A 19,761-nucleotide genomic window follows, 5' to 3' on the forward strand; every position below is an offset into this window, starting at 1 on the left:
AAAGGGAGGAGACGAGCCGGTTTTTGCTCGGATTTTGGCTAGCGTTTCGACAAGGGCTTGGGGATGACCAATGGCGTATGGGTTAACGGGTCATCAATCACAACGCTGTTTAACCCATAGACGTCGTGGACCAGCGTTTCGGTCATGATGTCTTTGGGTGCCCCTTGCGCGACCACTGTGCCGGATTTCATCACAATCAGATGATCAGCGTAGCGACACGCGTGGTTGAGGTCATGTAATACCGCGACTATCGTGCGACCGTCTTGTCTGTTCAGTGTGCTGAACAGCTCAAGTAACTCAATTTGATGGGCAATATCCAAGTAGGTGGTCGGCTCATCCAAGAGCAGATAAGGCGTTTGCTGGGCTAACACCATTGCAACCCAGACGCGTTGGCGTTGTCCGCCGGACAGCGATTCAACGGTCTGTTGTAGCAATGCTTCAATCTGAGTCGCCTGAATGGCGTCATTGACCGCTTTTTCGTCCGCCAGTGTCCAGCGTCGCATGAAAGACTGATGTGGAAAGCGGCCCCGTGCGACAAGATCATGCACCGTGATGCCACTGGGGGCGATTGCCGATTGAGGGAGCAGGCCGAGCACTTTCGCCAGCGCTTTGCGCGGATATTGCTCGAGGTTTTGACCATCAAAACAAATCTGTCCCTTGCTGGGCGAGAGCAGTTTGCTCAGGCCGCGGAGTAGGGTTGATTTGCCACAACCATTCGGCCCCAGAATCACGGTGAACTGTTTATCCGGTATTTTGAGTGATAGCCCTTCAGTGATCAGCGTCTCTTGATAGGCGAGCGTGATATTTTCGGCTATCAGGCGATAATTATTATAACTATGGTGACTATGGCTATGGTGATTATGGCTATGGTTATCGGTCCGTGTGGTGGGCAGTACATTAGTCACAATATCAGCTTCCGGATTGTTGAATTAAAAGATAGATCAGATAGACACCGCCAATACTGATGGTCACAATGCCGACCGGTAATTGATTCGGTGCGAAGAGGTTGGCTGCGACAAAGTCTGACAAAGTCAGCAGCATGGCGCCCATTAAAGCCGACGGAATGATGGCGACGCCGCCTTCCCGGGTCAGCTTTTTCGCCAACTGTGGGGCGACCAGCGCAATGAAAGAAATCGGGCCCGCAGTGGCTGTGACAGCTGCCGTTAAAATGACGCCGAATAGCATCGCCAGTTGACGTGTTTTTTCACTGCTGATGCCCAGCATATTCGCACTGTCATCGCCCATTTCGAGGATGTTCATCTTTCTCGCTAATATCATTGCCGCCAGTAACGCAACGCAGATGAAGGACATGGATGGCACCACTTGATCCCAGCTCACACCATTGAGCGAGCCGGCCCCCCAAAGTGCTGCTGCCATCGATGTTTCTAAGCTGCTGGAAATCATCATCCAAGTATTAAATGCGCTCAGCATCGCGCTGACACCAATGCCAATAATGATCAGACGAAAGCCTTGTATGCCTTGCTTAAACGCCAGCAGATACACCATCCCGGCACACACAATGCCACCGACAATGGCACCGAAAGCAATCTGCAAATAGCTGCCGCCGAACAGAATAATCACCACGAGCGCACCCGTATAAGCACCGGTGTTGAAGCCAATGACATCAGGGCTCCCCAGCGGGTTGCGGATGAGGGACTGAAACAAGGCCCCGCTGACGCCCAGCGCTGCGCCAAACACTAATCCCGAGGTGAGACGGGGCAGGCGCCATTCCAGCACGACCGTAGTCAGGAATCTTTCTCCTTCACCAAACAGGACTTGCGACAGTTCAGCAAAGGTTGTTTTTAATTGCCCGGTGGACAGCGCAAACACCGCGACAACAGATGTGAAGCATAGCAGCGCCAAAGACCACTTCAGCGCCCGTTTAGAGAGCAGAATATTGAGCCAGCCGGTTTGGCTGCCGAGCAGAATCGTATTCGATGGTCGCATTAGATTTTACCAAAAGAGGTGACTTGACGTGCCAGATAAATCAGCACGGGCGCACCGACAAAAGCGGTTACAATGGAAACCCGGATTTCATTGATGGCGATCACCCGGCCGACAATATCCGCACTGATGATCAGCAGGGGGCCGAGTAAAATCGCATACAGTGTGAGCCAGAGTTGGTTCGGGCCCGACAGGCGCCGGGCAATATGCGGAATCATTAAACCAATGAAACCAATGGGGCCGGCAATGGCAGTTGAACTGCCGCACAGCAGGGCAATCGAGAACAAAGCGGCCAGTTGTACTAATTTCACATTGGTGCCTAAACCTTGCGCAATGTCTTCACCGAGCGAAAGGTTATCTAATGCCGGAGAAATCACGAGTGCGACGATGATGCCGAATAACACCGGTAACACCGCCATGGACGCGAGGGACAGATCGCGGATATCCAGTGAACCGGCATCCCAAAAACGCATTTGATCAAATGCCATCGGATTCATCAGGGTGATCGACGAAGACACACCTGCAAGTAGCGCCCCGATAGCAACCCCGGCTAATGTAATTTTGAGCGGATTGACACGGGCTTCTTTGTACGTTCCGACAAAATAAACAAAAACACTGGTGACCAACGCCCCGAAAAACGCCAGCCAGAGATGTTCTGGCATCGTTTGGTTGCCGAGTAACACCACCCCGGCCAGCACAAAGAAACTTGCCCCGGCGTTGACTCCCAGAATTCCCGGGTCGGCAAGGGGATTACGCGTGATGGATTGAATTAGGCACCCTGCGACAGCCAAAGCCGCACCGACGAGTAAGCCGATCACTGTTCTCGGAAATCGGCTCTCAACAATGATCAAACTTTCAGTCGAGTCAGTATTGGCGAGTAAAACATCCATCACCATACTGGGTGAGATACTTTTGGCACCCACAAAGATGCTCACCGTACAGATCATCAGTAGCGCGAGTAGCAGTGCGATGAGTTTGCCTGACGGGCTGGATAGTCGTGTCGAAAGCATGGCACGTTGTCTCGGGATTTTTACATCGTGACAGGATGTTTCGGGCGGTGAAAATAAGTTGGTCATAGATGCTAATAAAAACAATTATCATTTCCATTATTATAAATTAATGATTAGAATGTTCAAGCTTTAAGCGCTCGTCACGACGAGTAACGCCTTTAAATTCCTCAAATTTTGACGTAGAAGATCATGACAACGCGAAAACTGCTATTAGATTTTAGTCTGCTGAAAGAGAACCCCCATTTTAGAATGGTGTTTATTGCCAGAATGATGTCCGTACTCGCTTTAGGTATGATGACGGTCGCCGTTCCCATCCAGATTCATCAAATGACCGGTTCAACCTTACAGGTTGGCTTGATTATGGCCTTAGACGGCATCGGCATGTTTATTGGTCTGCTGTTTGGTGGGGTGCTGGCCGATAAATATGACCGGCGTCAGTTGATTTTGATTGCCCGCGCGACCTGTGGTATCGGTTTCGGGGCATTAGCGCTCAATAGCCTGCTGGCGAACGCATCATTGAGTGCACTTTATCTCCTCTCCGTGTGGGATGGCTTTTTTGGCGCAATGGGCATGACCGCGCTGATGGCATCGCTGCCTGTGATTGTCGGGCGAGAAAATCTACCGGCGGCAGCGGCCCTGAGTATGTTGACGGTACGCATCGGGATGGTGCTTTCGCCGGCGATTGGCGGTCTGATCATTTCATTTGGTGATGTCAGTTGGAACTATTTAGCCGCTGCGGTTGGGACATTGGGGACCCTGATCCCTTTGTTTCGACTACCGACGATGAAACCGACGCATCAAACACCGGAGAATCCTTTACTCTCTTTGTATGAGGGGGTTAAGTTTCTGTTTTCCAATAAAGTGGTTGGCTGTGTGGTCGTATTCGGAACGTTGGAGACTTTGGCGACAGCGGTGCGGGTGATGTTCCCTGCACTGGCGTTAGAAACGTTTACCGGTGATGCAACGAATGCCGGTTTAATGTATTCAGCGATTCCCCTTGGTGCCATGATCGGTGCGTTAACGTCCGGGTGGGTGAAAACGTCACGCAAGCCCGGGATGGTGATGATTTATGCGACGATGGGTACCTTCTTATCCATTGTTTGCATGGGATTGGCAGGTAACTTCTGGTTGTTCTTAGCGATTCTGGTGGTCTATGGCTATGCAGGCTCTGTTGCTTCTCTGCTGCAATATTCCATCGTTCAGGGGCATACGCCGGATCACTTATTAGGACGTGTCAGCAGCCTGTGGACAGCGCAGGATGTGACGGGAGATTCAGTTGGTGCGCTGGGGCTTGGTGCACTTGGTAAAGTCATGGCACCGGCACTGTCGGTCTTTAGCTTTGGCGTCGGGGCAACCGGTATCGGTATGTTGATGGTGATTGCGTTTCGTTCTTTACGTCAGGCAACTTTATTTGATCCCGCCCTGGCACCTCAACAAGAAGAAGCGGGCGGTGATTCACCACAAGCCACGACGGGCTAACGATTCCGCGCTCAGTGAAGAAATCACCACGATAACCGCCTCAAATGAGGCGGTTTCTGGTTTCTGTTGGTAGATAAGGTATGGGTCGCGGATATGGGTAAGACGTTTAGCGGCTAAACGTCTTACCCAGCGTGGCAAGCAAGTTCATCGAACTGTAGTAATCAAGTCTGAAAGAGTCGTTGCCCATCGCGAACACATGGCCTTGGCTGATGGCCGGCAGATGGGCAATGAACTTGTTATGTTTAACCTGCTTGATCAGCGAATTATCTGCGGCAAATAACAGCACCGAACGGCCGGTAATCGCATCGGCAAAGTTTTCTCCGTTAACCGGCACGATATCTTGGCGTTGGCCCATTTGATGGTTGTGCTTCAGTGCGTCAGGGAGCGGGCTCAGGGTAAAACCCAGCGCATTTAGTATTTGTCCCTGTGCTGAGTCTTTGGTCCAGAAGTTGCCGCCCCGATTGTCTCCGTAATAGACCAGCGCGGAGACCGGCTGCGGAGGCAGTGAAATTCGCGCTTTCAATGCCGTCAGTTCGGTATCAAATTTGGTGATGGCGGACTCGGCTTGTTTTTCTCTGTCGGTGATCGAAGCCAGCAGACGCGCTAACGTTTGCCAGCTTTTGTCGTCGTAATTGATGACCAACGTCGGTGCGATGGTTGAAAACTGCCGATAGAGTTTGGCTGCTGAGTCTCCGCCGGTGGCAGACACAATAATCAGATCGGGTTTTTGTTTCGCGACTGCTTCGGCATTGGCGACGCCTTGATACAAAGGTTTGACCCCGCGTGTGTAGGCGACTTGGTTCCACTGATAAAAGAAACCGTTCTGGTCAGCCACGTGTGTGTTTGGGCGTGAGCCTCCCGAGGCAATTAGCGGTGCATCGATGGCGAGCAAGGTGCCGGTGATCGACACGCTGGTGGACACAATTCGTTTCGGTGGTTCGCTCAGCGTCACTTTTCCGTAATGGCTGGTAATGGTTTTCGGCCAGCCTTGGGAAATCGTCAGGTCTGCCTCTGAGGCGGTCTCGGCTGTTTGGTCGTTGCATCCTGTAAGCAACATGGAAAATAAGATCCCCAAAAGGAGAAAAAATAAGCGAGGCATAACGAGCTCCGTGTCTGTCGAGCGCTGATCTGATGGGATTGAGAAACCATACAGTGACAACGCGTGAGTCAATAGTTACAGGGGGAATACTTTATTGCGAATGGCTATCATTATCAATTGATTTTATGAAAGCAGCTGTTTATTATTGTGGAAATGATAATTGTTAGCATTTGCGTGGTTGTCAGTGCTAATTGATATCGGTTTTTACTTCTGTTCGTGACTCTATATTTCGGAATCTGTGTTTCGCGAACATGAGTCAGTCAGCAATTTTTTCAACAAGGATAATCGTCATGGCAATTCCCAAGATAGCCGCATACCCCATTCCCACCAGTGATTCATTCCCCGAGAACAAGGTCAATTGGCAGTTAGATGCAAAAAGAGCTGTGCTGCTGATTCACGACATGCAGGATTACTTTATTAATTTCTTTGATAAAAAAGCTGAACCGGTTCCTGCGTTGATTCAACATATTCAGTTAATCAAACAGGCGGCAAGTACGGCGGGGATTCCGGTGGTGTATACGGCTCAGCCCGCGAATCAGGACCCGCAAGAGCGTGCGTTACTGACCGATTTTTGGGGAACCGGATTAACCCAAGATACTGCAATCATCACAGATGTCGCACCGCAAGATAACGATGTGACTTACACGAAGTGGCGCTATAGTGCATTTAAAAAGACCCCGCTGTTGGAATGGATGAACGACACGGGGCGCGACCAGTTGATCATTGTGGGTGTCTATGCCCATATCGGCGTACTGTCTACAGCACTGGATGCCTTTATGCTCGATATTCAGCCCTTTGTGGTTGGTGATGCCGTTGCCGATTTTTCACTGGCGGATCATCAATATGCGTTGCAGTTTATTACGGGCAGAGCCGGCAGTGTTAAATCCACTCAGCGTGTGATTGAAGAAATTCAGCATAGTGCGCAATCTTTCACGCCCACGGCCCTCGATATGATTGATCTCGAAACCATGCAACAAGACGTCGCGGAGATTTTAGATCTCGATATTGAAGAGATTGATGTTGATGAGAATCTGATGCTGCTTGGTCTGGATTCGATTCGCGCGATGAGCTTGTTTGAAAAATGGCGCAAACAAGGGGTTGATGTCACTTTCTCGGAGGTCATCCAGAAAGTGACGTTAAGAGCGTGGTGGCAAACGATGGAAGCGGCTCAAACGCGCGCAGTTGCCTGATTGCGTTTGATATCAAACGATTCATACAAAAAACCGATTTCACATGAAATCGGTTTTTTTACATTAGCTGGCCGAGAACTGCTCTCTTAGTTGCTTCTTATTAATTTTACCGACCGGCGTTTTGGGTAAAACATCCATAAATTGGATTTGATCGGGGATTTTATATTCCGCGAGGCCTTTACCATGCAAGAAACGCTTGAACACAATTGGTTTAATCGTTTTTGCCTGGTCGAAGTGCGTTTGATTGAGCACGATAATGGCGCAACTCCGCTCACCGAGAAACGCATCCTGAACCGCAATTAAGGCCGCATCGTGTACATCTGGGTGTTGCAGCAATACGTTTTCGACTTCTTCAGCGGCAATTTTCTCACCACCACGGTTGATTTGATCTTTATCGCGCCCGGTGACAATGATATTGCCATCTTGGGTTAACTTGACTAAATCACCCGTCGAGTAAAAGCCCTCATGATTGAACGCTCGTCGGTTATGTTCCGCTGCCCGGTAGTAACCGCGAATGGTGTAGGGGCCGCGAGTGAGTAACTGGCCTTCCTGACCGGCAGGTACCGGTTCTCCCTCTTCATTGACGACCAGCACTTCGTCATCGGGCGAAATCGGTCGTCCCTGAGTTGAAACGATAACGTCAATCGGATCATCCAATCGCGTGTAATTGACCAGACCTTCTGCCATGCCGAAGATTTGCTGCAATTGACAGTTCAATGTCTCTGGCAACTGTTGTGCCGCACTTTGGCTGAATTTGGCACCGCCGACCTGAACCAGTTTTAAGCTGGAGATATCCTCGCAGGCCGAAGGGGCGTATTGCATCCAGAGTAAGGCCAAAGGCGGAACCAGTGCGGATACGGTCGCTTTGTGGCGTTCGATCAAGCTAAATGCTGCTTTCGGGGATGAATCCTGACCTAAGATGACGCAGCCCCCGGAGAAGAATACCCCCAGTGAACCGGGAGAGCTCAGCGGGAAGTTATGGGCAACCGGCAGAACGCACAGATATTTGGTTTCCGGGCCAAACCGACAGATTTCAATGCTCCCGATCACGCTGTACACGTAGTCATTGTGCGTTCTTGGGATTAACTTTGGTGTGCCGGTTGTCCCGCCAGATAGCTGATAAAAAGCCACATCCGTTGCCCGACTGCCTTGTGCAGAATCAGCGTGTTGATCACAGGTGGGTTGGTCACTCGCATCCAAATAGAGGGCGCCGAGCGATTGAATCTCGGGATGAGCCGCAGTACCTGACGTGATAGCAAGTTTTACCGAAGGGCAAGTCTCAAGCAGTTGTAAGGCCTGTTTTTGAGTATCAAAACCGGTGATTTGGTCAGAAAAAATATAGGCTTTTGCCTCAGCGTGCTGACAAAAATAGCTTAATTCCATATGACGATGGGCAGGCAGCGCGAGAACCGGTTTAATTCCTTGCATGGTTAAGGCAAAAAAGCAGAAGTAAAACTCAGCTTCATTGGCCATTTGCAGTACCACATTGTCACCTGCGTTGAGACCCAGAGAAACAAAGCCTTGTGCAAGCCGGACAATGTTCTGCCGCATTTGTTGATACGTATATTGTTGATCCTGACACACAAGGGCGATGGCATCCGGTGACTGATCCACGGTTGCCGATAAGCAATCAAATAGAGTCCGGTCTTGCCAGTATCCTTGCTTGCGGTAGTGCTGCTCATATTCCGCTGGCCAAGGGGTAAAGTCTAACGGTGTTAAAGAAGTCACGGTATGCCCCTTATGCTATCAGTCGGTCGTCAAGTTGAATGCCCGCAGCCTTTAAAATGGTGCCCATTTTCGCGCCGGTTTCTTCAAGCTCACTTTGCGGAGAAGATTCGTTAACAATGCCCGCACCGGCAAAAATGCACATTTCGCGTTGGCCGACTTCAGCGCAACGAATCGTCACCACCCACTCACCGTTACCACGTGCATCACACCAGCCAATCATGCCACTGAAGTATCCGCGTTCAAACGTTTCGATCTGCTTGATGGCCTGATAAGCCGACTGTCTCGGGAAACCACAAACAGCGGGTGTCGGATGAAGTTCTGCGGCGATTTGCAGCGCGTTCACTTCCGGGTCAATCGCCTGACCTTCTAACACGGTTGACAGGTGCAGCATGGTTTCGGTTTCGATGACCGATGGCACCATCGGCGTAAAGAGATTCCGGCAGTAACGACTCAGAACTTTTTCGACTTCTTCGACCACAAAGCTATGTTCATTCAGGTCTTTTTGGGTATCGAGTAACGAGGTATGCGAGCGCTGGTTGTCTGATGCATTGGCTGACTTGGGACGTGAGCCTGCAAGTGGGTTTGACATGACGTGTCCGCCTTTTTTGGCTAACAGTAACTCAGGGCTGGCGCCCATCAGCTTGGCATTGTCTCCGATATCCGCAGCAAATGTGTAACCGCGCGCGTTGATGGAAAGCAGGTTTCTGAGCAGTGCGGTTTGATTAATGTTTTGATCGGTTGCGATGCGCACAGAGCGGGAGAGGACCACTTTAGAAAGCTCTGTGGTATTGAATAGATTCAATAAGGTAGAGACGCCTTGTTTATAGTCATCACCGGTTGGCGGAGAAATAACCGTTGCTTTGTTGGGGCTAAGCGCGTCATTTTTATTCTCTCTGGCACTACTGGAGACATACAGTTTTTGAGGAATAAAAAACTTCGTCGGGGTGTTTTCGTCAAACGGCACCGTGGCAAACAACACCGGATTATCATTGGCTGATGTTTTCGCCTGCTCAAGCATTTGATTGGCACGTTGGGCAAGCTCAGAAAAGGGGATGGCCTGATTGAACTGTTGTTCAATACCAACCCCCAGCATAGAGTTGTTTGGCGATGCAAAGAAAAAAGGCGCAGTTTCTAGTTCTTGGTTCAAGAGCTCTTGAGCCATTTTGGAGAATCCAACAACTTCGCGTTTCATAATTACCTCTTTCAAATTTGGTGACAAATAGTTGCCATTTGTTTCATACACAAAACATTGGTAGGATTATAGGTGAGAACGATTATCAATTTCAAATGGTAATTCATCTTGTTTATAGATTGGTAATTGTTATGGTCGTGAATCGCAACAGGAGATGTTGAGTTGAAGCAAAAGAACGAAACGGTATTGCTCACCGGAGCAAGTCAGGGGATTGGATATGCGGTATTGGAACGGCTGTTGGTTGAGGGGTACAAGGTCGTCGCAACCGATCGATGCATCGACGCCCTTGAAACAAAATTGGATGATTTTAAACGGACGTATGGTGATCAGCTCGATTATTACGCCATCGACCTGCTTGATCCCCGGTTAGCACAGCAGGTCGCGCAGCTTTGCCGTGAATATCAGTTCGATCATTTTGTCAGTTGTGCCGGAGTATTAAGCATCGGAAATGTCCACTCAATGGCTGCTGAAGACATCAAGCAAATGTTTGACATTAATACCTTCGGTGCTTTGACCATGATTCAACAAGTCGCCGAGGGCATGAAACACCGTCAATCGGGGAGTATCGTAGTGATTGGTTCGAATTCGGCCAATACACCAAGATTGAATATTGGTGCCTATGCTGCATCAAAATCCGCTTTACATATGTTGGTGAAGTGTTGTGCCCTGGAGTTGGCGGAATACGGTATTCGTTGCAATATCGTCAGCCCGGGCTCAACCAGAACAGAGATGCAGACGCAGCTTTGGCATGACGACTATGGTGAACAACAAGTGATTGAAGGCAATCTTGAACAATATCGTCTGGGTATTCCGTTAAGTCGGATCGCTGAACCGGCTGATATTGCAAAGAGTGTGCTTTTTCTGCTGTCTGACGCGGCCAGTCAAATCACCATGCATGATCTGCGGGTCGATGGGGGCGCCACGCTGGATAACTAGCCCGGTCCCGAACGGGATCATTGAGATACATCAATACTAATCACCACCGCTTTTGTCGGTGGTGATTGATTGTCAGTGGTGATTGACTGTCGGTGACGATGCGAGGCCGGATAGGCAGCAGCACTTTTGGGGCCAATCAAACCGGTGCGATTGGCTCCCAAGTGGGTTGTAACCCGCATCACCGCGCGGTACTGGCTCTGCGTTTGAGTTTATATTTGAGGGGAGGTGACGCCAATACGTCGTCACCTTTGATCGCATGTATCAGCTTTTCAGCGGCTTTGGTTCCCATCGCCTCATAATCAAACTCCGCACAGGTCAGGCTTGGGTAGGCGTGTTCTCCCATTGATGAGCCCTCAAGACACATAATCGCGACATCTTTCGGCACTTTGAGCATGCGGCGATGACACTCAAATAACGCCCCAATCGCAATATCTTCATGACTACAGACGAATGCATCCAAGGTTGAATCGCGTAACAGTAGTTTCGCAAGCCCTTCAGCGCCTAACTGAGAAGAGGGGGCATCCGGTGTGGTTAAGAAATGATCGGGGGTTAAATAACTATCGATCATCGCACTTTGCCAGCCATGGAGCTGATGTTGCAACGTGAAATGATCCCCTCGCGCACCGATGAAACCAATATGTTGAAAGCCTTGTTCGATAAGATGCTTGGTACACGTTTTGCCCACATCGAAGTAATCAAAGCCGATATTTAAGTAGTTTGCTTTTGAGCATTGCTCTGCGATCTCTAACACAACGGTATTGGTGGATTTCAGTAGCTGGTGGGTTCGCTGGGTATGCGCCTGACCGAACAGGACGACACCTGCCGGGCGACTTTCCAGAAATGTGGAGACCAGCTTTTCTTCCTGAGTGATGGAATAGTCACTGTAGCCAATGAGTAACTGATAGCCCGCTTTATTGAGAGTGTGTTGAAACTTCGGTAGGAAAACGGCACAAGCTTTCTCAAACAGTGACGGAATGACCAGAGCAATTGCGTGGCTGTTTGCCGATGCCAGTGTCCCGGCGGCTTTATTGGGGATATAACCAAGCTCATCAACAACTTGCTGAATTTTTTCTCTGAGATGCTCGGAGACTAAATCCGGTGTTCTTAATGCCCGTGATACCGTCATTGTGCCGACACCGGCTTTTTGGGCGACATCAGCCAATGTGACGTTACCAGTACTTCTTCGTTTACGCGGTCTGCTCATCTTTTCAATTTTACGTGATAGGTTTACTACGCTGATATGTTACCACAGCATATTGATGATCGGTTCGATACTAACGTATCCGCGTTCTGGTTCAATGGCTTCAACCGAAAGGCATGTGCAAAGTTTTACATGCATCACACAAATGATAGCGCTATCAGATAGCGCTATCATTTGTGATCTGTTTAAGATTTTTCTGGCACATTGTTCTGTAAAGTGTCACTAAATCACACGACAGAGTGGACATAAACATGCTACGTGAACTGATAACCCCGGATGTGGTTCGTATTCATGCGGATGCGACCGACTGGAAAGATGCAATTGAAAAATCTTGTGCCGCGCTGATTGAAAATCATGCCATAGAACCCGGCTACGTTGATGCGATTTGTCGCTCTCATGAATCGATCGGCCCTTATTACGTGGTGGGTCCGGGCATGGCAATGCCTCATGCCCGCCCGGAGGATGGCGTCAACCGTTTAGCTCTTGCGGTGACGGTCATCCGGCAAGGGGTGAATTTTAATGCTGATGAAAATGACCCGATCAAGATGCTGGTGACATTAGCCGCGACGGATAGTAACAGCCATATTGAAGCGATAGCGCAGTTAGCCGAATTATTTATGAATGAAGCGCACGTACAACAGATATGTAATGCGCAAAGCCCAGACGATGTGCTGGCAGTGATTCACCAATATTAACTTTGTACCTCCTTACATGACTGAAAAATAAAAAGGTTTGAATGATGAAAATTATAGTGGTTTGCGGTAATGGTCTCGGCACCAGCCTGATGATGGAAATGAGTATTAAAGCGATTGTGAAAGAGCTCAATGTTGATGCGGCTGTTGATCATGTTGATCTCGGCTCAGCAAAAGGAACCGATTGTGACATCTTTGTCGGCACGAACGATATCGCCGAGCAGCTCAATACATTGGCGGTCGAGCCACGGATTGTTGCACTGGATAATATGGTCGATAAAGCGGCGATGAAAGCGCGTTTGTCTCAAGCTTTGCAAGAGCTGGGTTACCTGTAAGGAGAGAGAGATGGAATTCTTTAATTTCTTAATGAATGACGTTCTGTCAGAGCCTTCGGTGTTGGTCGGTTTGATTGCTTTGATTGGTCTGATCGCACAGAAGAAATCGGTGACCGAATGTATCAAAGGGACGGTAAAAACAATACTGGGTTTTATTATCTTGGGAGCAGGAGCCGGCCTGGTTGTGAACTCACTCGGTGACTTTGCCACCATTTTTCAACACGCTTTTGGCATTACCGGTGTTGTGCCCAATAATGAAGCGATCGTCTCGATCGCACAGAAATCCTTTGGCCGCGAAATGGCAATGATTATGTTCTTTGCGATGCTGGTGAATATTTTGATTGCGCGGTTTACACCATGGAAATTTATCTTTTTGACCGGGCATCATACCCTGTTTATGTCGATGATGGTGGCCGCGATTCTTGCCAGTAGTGGGATGACCGGTGTGCCGCTGATTGCTTTAGGATCGATTGTGGTTGGCTGTGTGATGGTGTTCTTCCCGGCGATTGCTCACCGCTACATGAAACAGGTGACCGGTTCTGACGATGTGGCGATTGGTCACTTTTCGACACTTTCTTATGTACTCGCTGGGTTTATCGGCAGCAAACTGGGTAATAAAGCCCACTCCACTGAAGATATGAATGTTCCCAAAAGCTTACTTTTTTTACGCGATACGCCCGTTGCTATCTCGTTCACCATGGGGATCATTTTCATCATCACTTGTCTGTTCGCCGGCGGTGACTATGTCCGTGAGGTCAGTGGCGGTAAACACTGGTTTATGTTTGCCTTAATCCAGTCCATCTCCTTTGCCGGTGGGGTATATGTCATCTTGCAAGGGGTACGGATGATTATCGCTGAAATCGTCCCGGCGTTTAAAGGTATCTCCGATAAGCTGGTGCCGAATGCAAAACCCGCATTGGATTGTCCGGTCGTCTTTCCTTATGCACCGAACGCGGTATTGGTCGGTTTCCTGTCGAGTTTTGCCGCAGGTTTAGTCGGGATGCTACTGCTTTACATGATGAATTTAACCATCATCATTCCCGGTGTGGTGCCGCACTTTTTCGTCGGGGCTGCCGCTGGTGTCTTCGGCAACGCAACCGGCGGACGACGCGGTGCGATCTTAGGCGCGTTCGCACAAGGGCTGCTGATCACCTTCCTGCCGGTCTTCCTGCTACCTGTACTGGGTGATTTAGGCTTTGCCAATACCACATTCAGTGATTCTGACTTCGGAGTCATCGGGATTTTACTTGGCTTGATTGTGCGCTAATTGTTTGTTTGCAAAATCAAGGTCTCACTTGTGGGTCATGCCAGTCAGTTAAGCTGACTGGCATCTGTTTTTTTTGAGGTGCGGATCACATTTGAATACCCAGCAATGAGAAGAATTCTAATTTAAGCTTTCCCTAAATTTAGAATCAAGATAGTGTACATTTTGTTGTATATATATTTGTTGCATATATGTATCAACATGTCGAAACAGTGGCAGGATGTCAGAACACTGTTTACTTTCTAATCTGAATCTAAAGGAATAAAAATGAAGCTTAGAATTTTGTCTCTTTCAATCATTGGGTTGTGTTCACTTGGTGTTCAGGCCGATGACTTATCACAATTTACTGAAATCTCTCAAAAAGCAAATTTTATTGATGGCGTTAATGTTGTTGAGCCGCCTGAATTTACCAATGATCCGACGTTTAGTGATTCGATTGCTGACCGGGCCAATGCAATGGGAGCAATTGCTGTTGATCGGGACGGAAATCAATATACCGCTGATATTTCAGAAGACGCATTGCGAGCATTTGAGGCCGCAGTGAAGACATTCGATGAACTGGGTCTGGATGCCACGTTATTTAGCACTCCGGAAAAAGACGCAACGATTAAACCGAAAGTGACCGGAGAAGAGGAAGAGATTCAGGGGGTCGTCATTGGTAGTGATGATCGGACCCGGATCACGAACACAACGTCTTCACCTTATAAGTATATCGGCCATATCTCAGTTGGATGTACCGGTACACTGATTGGTGATAAATATGTACTGACTGCGGGCCACTGTGTTGCAGACGGACGGGGCAATTGGTATCAGAAGTTGGATTTTGCCGCCGGACAGAATGGTTCTGCAAAACCTTGGGGAACAACCAAATGGAAAAATGCAGTCACCACGACCGCCTGGTTTAATAACCGTAATTCTAATTATGATTATGCATTAATTGTGTTGGAAAAAGCGCCACATGGGGGCTCCGCTGCCTGGGGCGTTTATTCTGGTGGTACGCATTCGGTTACCGGATATCCGGGCGATAAAACCCGCTGGACCCTGTGGACTGACTCCGGCAAAACCAACACCATCTCTTCTTACCGCATCTGTTACACATTGGATACTGCCGGTGGTCAAAGCGGTAGTGGCATCCGGGATTCGAGTAACTACGTTCGCGGTATTCATACAACCGGTTCATCTTCCCGTAACTGTGGTACTCGGCTGACCAGTACCGTATACAGTGAACTGAAAAGATGGATATCTTCTTATTAATCGGTATCTTTCAGTCATACTGATGATAAAAGGAGCGGGTTTGTGAATGCCGCTCCGTTCAGTTATGAATGAGTGGTTGAACGATCCCAACCCGATAATAAAGGCTCTCAGAATTCAATTTGAGGGCCTTTTTTTCAGCGAGATTGTGTGTTTCAACGAGATAGTGTGTTTCAACGAGGTTGTGTTTTAGCGAGATTATTTTTCAGCGGGATTGTTTTTTGTGATGTCGTAGTCAATCTGCTCGGTCCGTCAAGCTGGCGAACGTCTCAATCGACCGTATCATTGTACTGTGTTGGTGCAAAAATGCACAAAATGAGTTCAGTTGTAACGAATCCGGTTCAGATAAGTTTCATGTTTAACCCGCTTTTGGTAATCGAGTGGTGTCGCGCTCACTAATCGTTTGAATTCTCTCAAGAAATGAGACTGATCACTGAACCCTAAGCCATAAGCCAAGTCGGAAAAAATGACCTGTTGCTGATGGTTGATATGATACACCGCAGACTGACAGCGGATGATCCGGCTGAACGCTTTGGGCGACAGTCCCAAATCACCGAGAAACTGGCGTTGTAACGTACGGCTGGTGTAGCCGGTTAATGCTTCTAACTGCTTGATCTGAATATTCCCTTTATGATGACAAATGAGCTCAATCGCTTGCGACGTCAGTGGTGAAAAGCGTCTCCTCCGCCGATTATTCAACAACTTATCCTTCAGAAACTGCTGCGTCAGGGTTACTTGCTGGACAAACGTTGGTGCACTGACCACTTGTTCGAACAGGGCATTACATGTTGGCACCACATCATGCAAACGCAGTAGATGGTTGATCATCTCACTGGCGGATGCATTCAAGAAATCAGGGATGACACCCGGCACAAACCGCACTCCGAAATACCGATGTTGATGGACGAAATTAGCTCGGGTTGCTTCGAGTGTCGTCCCACAAACATATGCGGTCGGAGAGGTGGCATCACAGTCGAAAAGGATGTCGATACAGCCATCGGGAATCGCGAGTGTCAGTGATGCGGACGAGTCCGCTTCAAAGCCATAGAAGTGAGAAACCTCAGCAATATCAGAGGAACAGAGCGAAAAATCCTGCGCGGCACTGAGGACAAACCAAGGTTGTTTGGCGTGGATGCCTGCCACGCGTTTGACAATCGAAGCTTTTGACATAACGACACCTGCTTTTCGGGATAAACCGTTCGAAATACGGTTAGAAAGCAAGCGAGGTGCCAGTTTGTCATTTTCACCAATATTTGCGTCATGTCGCAAAAATTCAATACGCTGCTGATCCAGCGCTCTATCATCCAAACTATCCGTTGTTCATCCGATGTGATTCGCCAGGGAAGGTCGATGATTGACATCCTCTCGGTGACCGGAACACGGCATACAAATTCAACCCCCTATTTGTTTGAGGTGATGTTATGTCAGAGAGTACCAAAATTGATTTTATTTACCTGTCGGAGCAGGACATGCTCAAAGCAGGAGTTACCGATATGCCAAGCTGCGTTGATACGATGGAAGAGATGTTTGGCCTGCTGTGGCAGGGCGACTATCGCATGGCTGGCGCAAATAATGATTCTCATGGTGCGATGGTTATTTTCCCAGAGGAATCGCCTTTTCCGACCATGCCGAAACCGACCGCAGATCGCCGTTTGATGGCCATGCCGGCTTATCTTGGCGGAAACTTCCAGACATGTGGCGTGAAATGGTATGGCTCCAACATTGCCAACCGCGAGAAAGGTCTGCCCCGTTCCATCCTGATGTTTATCCTCAACGATATTGAGACAGGCGCACCACTGGCTTATATGTCTGCGAATCTGTTATCCGCTTATCGTACCGGTGCGGTACCGGGAGTAGGGGCGCGCCATCTGGCACGTAAAGACTCGAAAGTCATCGGTCTGCTCGGCCCCGGTGTGATGGGCAAAACCGCTGTTGCTGCATTTATTACTGCCTGTCCTCAGATTGATACCATCAAAGTGAAAGGTCGCGGACAGAAAAGTCTCGATAGCTTCCTCACTTGGGTGGCATCCACATATCCGCAAATCACCACCGTCGAGATTGTCGATTCACTGGAAGAGGTCGTACGAGGCTCAGATATTGTGACGTACTGTAATTCCGGTGAGACCGGTGACCCGGCGTTATATCCGATCGTCAAACGCGAATGGGTTAAACCGGGCGCTTTCTTGGCGATGCCTGCCTATTGTCGTCTTGATGAAGCGATGGAGCAGGATGACGTGCGCAAAGTACTCGACAATACCGGTTTGTATCAGGCTTGGTACGAAGAAGTGCCGAAACCAGCGCATCATCATATTCCGGTGATCGGCGTGCGCTTTATGGACATGATTGCCGAAGGAAAAATCACGCTCGACCAACTGGAAGATATCGGTGAGATTGTTGCCGGCGAAGCGCCCGGTCGTAACAACGATGAAGAGATCATCATCATGTCAGTCGGTGGTTTACCGGTAGAAGATGTGGCGTGGGCCACCGTGCTTTATCGTAACGCCCTCGCACAGGGAATTGGCGTCAAACTGAATTTGTGGGATGAGCCAGTACTGAGCTGAGCGCCACCACCGAAATATCGTGTCGCCCGATTCATGTGTGACTTGTGATGTATGTTATTTGTGATGTAGGAGTTCCCCCCAATGACTCAAATTGTAAAAGTAAAAACGGGTTCAAAGTTTGAAGCGCTTGGCAGCTATTCCCGCCTTGTGGCGGTAGATAACTGGATATTTGTTTCCAATACCGCCGGTCGTAACCCGGAATCTCAACAGATCTCTGATGATGTGATTGAGCAGGCTCAGCAGGTATTCGACAACATTGAAAAAGCGCTGGCCTCTGTCGGTGCCGGGCTGGGCGATGTCGTGATGTCTCGCGTTTTTATTCAGGACCCGGCCCATGTCCCGCTGGTGATGGAATTTGTCGGCCAAAAATTTAAGGGCATTGATCCGGCGACAACGGTGACCTGCCCGCCCTTGGGATCGACAATCTATCTGGTTGAGCTGGAAGTCACAGCTTATCGTGGCGCCGGTGATAGCGAGGCAGACAGAATCACGATCTGATGGCGCTGGATTCAATACGTGAGAATAGATGTTTTAAGGATGAGAAGATGACACAGAGATTGGAACCCGTAAAGACGCAAGATCAGCTCCCCGCATCCACCCAAGTGGTGATTATCGGTGGAGGCATTATTGGTGTCAGTGCCGCATTAACACTGGCTGAGCGGAACATTCCGGTGGTTTTGCTCGAAAAAGGACAAATTGGTGCAGAGCAGTCATCACGTAATCTCGGTTGGATCCGCAAAACCAACCGTCATGCCGAAGACATCCCGCTGGCACAGGCAGCAGATCGGCTTTGGGCCAAGATGCCAGAACGGATCGGACGCTCGGTTGGCTATCAGCAGTCTGGCATTCTGTTTGCTGCACGTGATGAACAACAGATGGCGATGTACCAAGGGTGGCATCAATCGGTTCAGTCATTGCAGTTGGACTCTCGACTCCTTAACCCACAGCAAATCGATCAACTGGCTCCCGGTGGGCGTGAAAAATGGATCGGTGGTGTGTATACCCCGTCCGATGGATTTGCAGAACCTGCCATTGCGACCAGTGCCATGGCTCAGCGAGCGATTGAAAAAGGGGCGGTGATGGTACAGAACTGTGCCGTCCGCACACTCTCTACGGCGGGCGGCAAGGTCAGTGGCGTTGTCACCGAACAAGGTGAAATCCGCTGTAATCAAGTGCTGCTTGCCAGTGGCGCGTGGTCGAGACGCTTCTTGGGCAATCATGGTGTGTCGTTCCCGACACTGCCGATTATCTGTTCCGTATTACGTACCAAGGCGACTCAAGGGCCGACAGAGATTGCGTTTGCAGCGCCAGACTTTTCTTTTCGCCGCCATTCAGACGGTGGGTTTGTCATTACGCAGCGCGGGGCATTGGATGCACCACTGACACTGGATCATCTTTTGATCGGGATGCGTTATTTGTCGCAGTTACGTGCACAGCGCAGTTATATGCGCATGTCGCTCGGGCGTCATTTCCTTCGGGATCTGGCCTTGCCACGACGCTGGAAGGCGAACGGTGTGTCTCCATTCGAACGGATTCGGACTCTGAACCCGTCAGCCAATGAAGAGATTAACCAAGAAGCAATGACGAATCTCGCCAATGCTTGGCCGATGTTTGCGGGCGTTGAAATTGATGAAAGCTGGGCCGGGCTGATTGATGTCACACCGGATTCAGTCCCCGTCATTGATCACATAAGCAAGATTCCCGGCCTGACGATCGCAACCGGTTTTTCCGGTCACGGATTTGGTACCGGCCCGGCAGCAGGACAGCTCGCCGCGGACTTGGTCTCGAATGTTACGCCGATTGTCGATCCGACACCTTATCGATTTGCGCGGTTTTAAACATAGATCAGTTTAAAACATTGACGTTGTTTTTATTCATG

At 49.3% G+C, this 19,761-nt stretch carries 19 protein-coding genes; 10 read left to right on the plus strand and 9 right to left on the minus strand.

From position 1 onward, the window contains the following. Positions 1–38: 38 nt before the first annotated feature. The 3 genes from BSQ33_RS15290 to BSQ33_RS15300 all read right to left on the minus strand — a co-directional run bounded on the left by BSQ33_RS15290 (position 39) and on the right by BSQ33_RS15300 (position 3,020). Complete coding sequence (locus BSQ33_RS15290; protein WP_198298190.1) at positions 39–776, minus strand: ABC transporter ATP-binding protein; 738 nt, start codon at positions 774–776, stop codon at positions 39–41. Between the two features lie 133 nt (positions 777–909). Then, positions 910–1,947, minus strand: coding sequence for an iron-enterobactin ABC transporter permease (gene fepG / locus BSQ33_RS15295; RefSeq protein ID WP_021020200.1), 1,038 nt, complete (start codon positions 1,945–1,947; stop codon positions 910–912). Continuing rightward, positions 1,947–3,020, minus strand: a complete 1,074-nt coding sequence (locus BSQ33_RS15300; RefSeq protein ID WP_021020201.1) for an iron chelate uptake ABC transporter family permease subunit — start codon at positions 3,018–3,020, stop codon at positions 1,947–1,949. The genes fepG and BSQ33_RS15300 overlap by 1 nt, the downstream gene beginning before the upstream one ends. A 123-nt stretch (positions 3,021–3,143) precedes the next feature. Between BSQ33_RS15300 and entS the strand changes: the two genes are divergently transcribed. After that, entirely contained in the window at positions 3,144–4,433 is a 1,290-nt protein-coding gene (entS, locus tag BSQ33_RS15305; RefSeq protein ID WP_021020202.1) for an enterobactin transporter EntS, read from the plus strand. Between the two features lie 106 nt (positions 4,434–4,539). Here entS and fepB read toward each other — a convergent pair whose 3' ends face one another. Then, positions 4,540–5,532 (minus strand): Fe2+-enterobactin ABC transporter substrate-binding protein, encoded by a 993-nt coding sequence (gene fepB / locus BSQ33_RS15310; protein ID WP_088134455.1) that lies wholly within the window; start codon positions 5,530–5,532, stop codon positions 4,540–4,542. A 290-nt stretch (positions 5,533–5,822) separates the two neighbouring features. Here fepB and BSQ33_RS15315 point away from each other — a divergent pair, with 290 nt between their 5' ends. Next, positions 5,823–6,722, plus strand: a complete 900-nt coding sequence (locus tag BSQ33_RS15315) for an isochorismatase (protein WP_088134456.1) — start codon at positions 5,823–5,825, stop codon at positions 6,720–6,722. Positions 6,723–6,785: 63 nt separating this feature from the next. Here BSQ33_RS15315 and BSQ33_RS15320 read toward each other — a convergent pair whose 3' ends face one another. Together BSQ33_RS15320 and BSQ33_RS15325 are read right to left on the minus strand one after the other, a co-directional pair. Next, positions 6,786–8,450 (minus strand): (2,3-dihydroxybenzoyl)adenylate synthase, encoded by a 1,665-nt coding sequence (locus BSQ33_RS15320; RefSeq protein ID WP_088134457.1) that lies wholly within the window; start codon positions 8,448–8,450, stop codon positions 6,786–6,788. A 10-nt stretch (positions 8,451–8,460) separates the two neighbouring features. Next, positions 8,461–9,642 carry an isochorismate synthase gene (locus tag BSQ33_RS15325; RefSeq protein ID WP_088134458.1) on the minus strand — a complete coding sequence of 394 codons (1,182 nt, stop codon included), beginning with the start codon at positions 9,640–9,642 and terminating at the stop codon, positions 8,461–8,463. A 162-nt stretch (positions 9,643–9,804) separates the two neighbouring features. Here BSQ33_RS15325 and BSQ33_RS15330 point away from each other — a divergent pair, with 162 nt between their 5' ends. Beyond that, entirely contained in the window at positions 9,805–10,578 is a 774-nt protein-coding gene (locus BSQ33_RS15330) for a 2,3-dihydro-2,3-dihydroxybenzoate dehydrogenase (protein ID WP_021020207.1), read from the plus strand. A gap of 17 nt (positions 10,579–10,595) precedes the next feature. Here BSQ33_RS15330 and BSQ33_RS21615 read toward each other — a convergent pair whose 3' ends face one another. Together BSQ33_RS21615 and BSQ33_RS15335 are read right to left on the minus strand one after the other, a co-directional pair. Continuing rightward, the gene (locus BSQ33_RS21615) at positions 10,596–10,739 is read right to left on the minus strand and encodes a hypothetical protein (RefSeq protein ID WP_198298116.1); all 144 of its coding nucleotides are present in this window, start codon (positions 10,737–10,739) and stop codon (positions 10,596–10,598) included. A 17-nt stretch (positions 10,740–10,756) separates the two neighbouring features. Then, complete coding sequence (locus BSQ33_RS15335; RefSeq protein WP_021020209.1) at positions 10,757–11,782, minus strand: LacI family DNA-binding transcriptional regulator; 1,026 nt, start codon at positions 11,780–11,782, stop codon at positions 10,757–10,759. Positions 11,783–12,030: 248 nt separating this feature from the next. Here BSQ33_RS15335 and BSQ33_RS15340 point away from each other — a divergent pair, with 248 nt between their 5' ends. From BSQ33_RS15340 to BSQ33_RS15355, 4 genes are all read left to right on the plus strand, one after another. Beyond that, positions 12,031–12,474 (plus strand): PTS sugar transporter subunit IIA, encoded by a 444-nt coding sequence (locus BSQ33_RS15340; RefSeq protein ID WP_021020210.1) that lies wholly within the window; start codon positions 12,031–12,033, stop codon positions 12,472–12,474. A gap of 44 nt (positions 12,475–12,518) precedes the next feature. Beyond that, positions 12,519–12,806 (plus strand): PTS sugar transporter subunit IIB, encoded by a 288-nt coding sequence (locus BSQ33_RS15345; RefSeq protein WP_088134606.1) that lies wholly within the window; start codon positions 12,519–12,521, stop codon positions 12,804–12,806. Positions 12,807–12,816: 10 nt separating this feature from the next. Next, the gene (locus tag BSQ33_RS15350; RefSeq protein WP_021020212.1) at positions 12,817–14,073 is read left to right on the plus strand and encodes a PTS ascorbate transporter subunit IIC; all 1,257 of its coding nucleotides are present in this window, start codon (positions 12,817–12,819) and stop codon (positions 14,071–14,073) included. 264 nt (positions 14,074–14,337) lie between these two features. Next, a complete protein-coding gene (locus BSQ33_RS15355) occupies positions 14,338–15,324 on the plus strand; it encodes a trypsin-like serine peptidase (RefSeq protein WP_088134459.1) in 987 nt (328 codons plus the stop codon). Between the two features lie 318 nt (positions 15,325–15,642). On the opposite strand, the gene BSQ33_RS15360 is transcribed toward BSQ33_RS15355, so the two are convergent. After that, positions 15,643–16,629: a helix-turn-helix domain-containing protein gene (locus BSQ33_RS15360; protein WP_021020215.1), complete on the minus strand. Its 987-nt coding sequence runs from the start codon at positions 16,627–16,629 to the stop codon at positions 15,643–15,645. A 113-nt stretch (positions 16,630–16,742) separates the two neighbouring features. On the opposite strand from BSQ33_RS15360, the gene BSQ33_RS15365 reads away from it, so the two are divergent. From BSQ33_RS15365 to BSQ33_RS15375, 3 genes are all read left to right on the plus strand, one after another. After that, the gene (locus BSQ33_RS15365; RefSeq protein ID WP_021020216.1) at positions 16,743–17,882 is read left to right on the plus strand and encodes a tyramine oxidase subunit B; all 1,140 of its coding nucleotides are present in this window, start codon (positions 16,743–16,745) and stop codon (positions 17,880–17,882) included. Between the two features lie 81 nt (positions 17,883–17,963). Continuing rightward, positions 17,964–18,380: a RidA family protein gene (locus BSQ33_RS15370; RefSeq protein WP_021020217.1), complete on the plus strand. Its 417-nt coding sequence runs from the start codon at positions 17,964–17,966 to the stop codon at positions 18,378–18,380. Positions 18,381–18,427: 47 nt separating this feature from the next. Beyond that, positions 18,428–19,720, plus strand: a complete 1,293-nt coding sequence (locus tag BSQ33_RS15375; protein ID WP_088134460.1) for an NAD(P)/FAD-dependent oxidoreductase — start codon at positions 18,428–18,430, stop codon at positions 19,718–19,720. Positions 19,721–19,761: the final 41 nt, after the last annotated feature.

It is taken from the genome of Vibrio gazogenes (assembly GCF_002196515.1).
In the GTDB taxonomy this organism is placed as follows: domain Bacteria; phylum Pseudomonadota; class Gammaproteobacteria; order Enterobacterales; family Vibrionaceae; genus Vibrio; species Vibrio gazogenes_A.

Excerpts from the sequence above, each read along its gene's own strand:
- BSQ33_RS15375 (WP_088134460.1), top strand. The coding sequence starts at position 18,428 with ATGACACAGAGATTGGAACCCGTAAAGACGCAAGATCAGCTCCCCGCA.
- BSQ33_RS15355 (WP_088134459.1), top strand. The coding sequence starts at position 14,338 with ATGAAGCTTAGAATTTTGTCTCTTTCAATCATTGGGTTGTGTTCACTT.
- fepB (WP_088134455.1), bottom strand. The coding sequence starts at position 5,532 with ATGCCTCGCTTATTTTTTCTCCTTTTGGGGATCTTATTTTCCATGTTG.
- BSQ33_RS15350 (WP_021020212.1), top strand. The coding sequence starts at position 12,817 with ATGGAATTCTTTAATTTCTTAATGAATGACGTTCTGTCAGAGCCTTCG.
- BSQ33_RS15315 (WP_088134456.1), top strand. The coding sequence starts at position 5,823 with ATGGCAATTCCCAAGATAGCCGCATACCCCATTCCCACCAGTGATTCA.
- BSQ33_RS15365 (WP_021020216.1), top strand. The coding sequence starts at position 16,743 with ATGTCAGAGAGTACCAAAATTGATTTTATTTACCTGTCGGAGCAGGAC.
- BSQ33_RS15345 (WP_088134606.1), top strand. The coding sequence starts at position 12,519 with ATGAAAATTATAGTGGTTTGCGGTAATGGTCTCGGCACCAGCCTGATG.
- BSQ33_RS15370 (WP_021020217.1), top strand. The coding sequence starts at position 17,964 with ATGACTCAAATTGTAAAAGTAAAAACGGGTTCAAAGTTTGAAGCGCTT.
- BSQ33_RS15335 (WP_021020209.1), bottom strand. The coding sequence starts at position 11,782 with ATGAGCAGACCGCGTAAACGAAGAAGTACTGGTAACGTCACATTGGCT.
- BSQ33_RS15340 (WP_021020210.1), top strand. The coding sequence starts at position 12,031 with ATGCTACGTGAACTGATAACCCCGGATGTGGTTCGTATTCATGCGGAT.
- fepG (WP_021020200.1), bottom strand. The coding sequence starts at position 1,947 with ATGCGACCATCGAATACGATTCTGCTCGGCAGCCAAACCGGCTGGCTC.
- BSQ33_RS15300 (WP_021020201.1), bottom strand. The coding sequence starts at position 3,020 with ATGACCAACTTATTTTCACCGCCCGAAACATCCTGTCACGATGTAAAA.
- entS (WP_021020202.1), top strand. The coding sequence starts at position 3,144 with ATGACAACGCGAAAACTGCTATTAGATTTTAGTCTGCTGAAAGAGAAC.
- BSQ33_RS15325 (WP_088134458.1), bottom strand. The coding sequence starts at position 9,642 with ATGAAACGCGAAGTTGTTGGATTCTCCAAAATGGCTCAAGAGCTCTTG.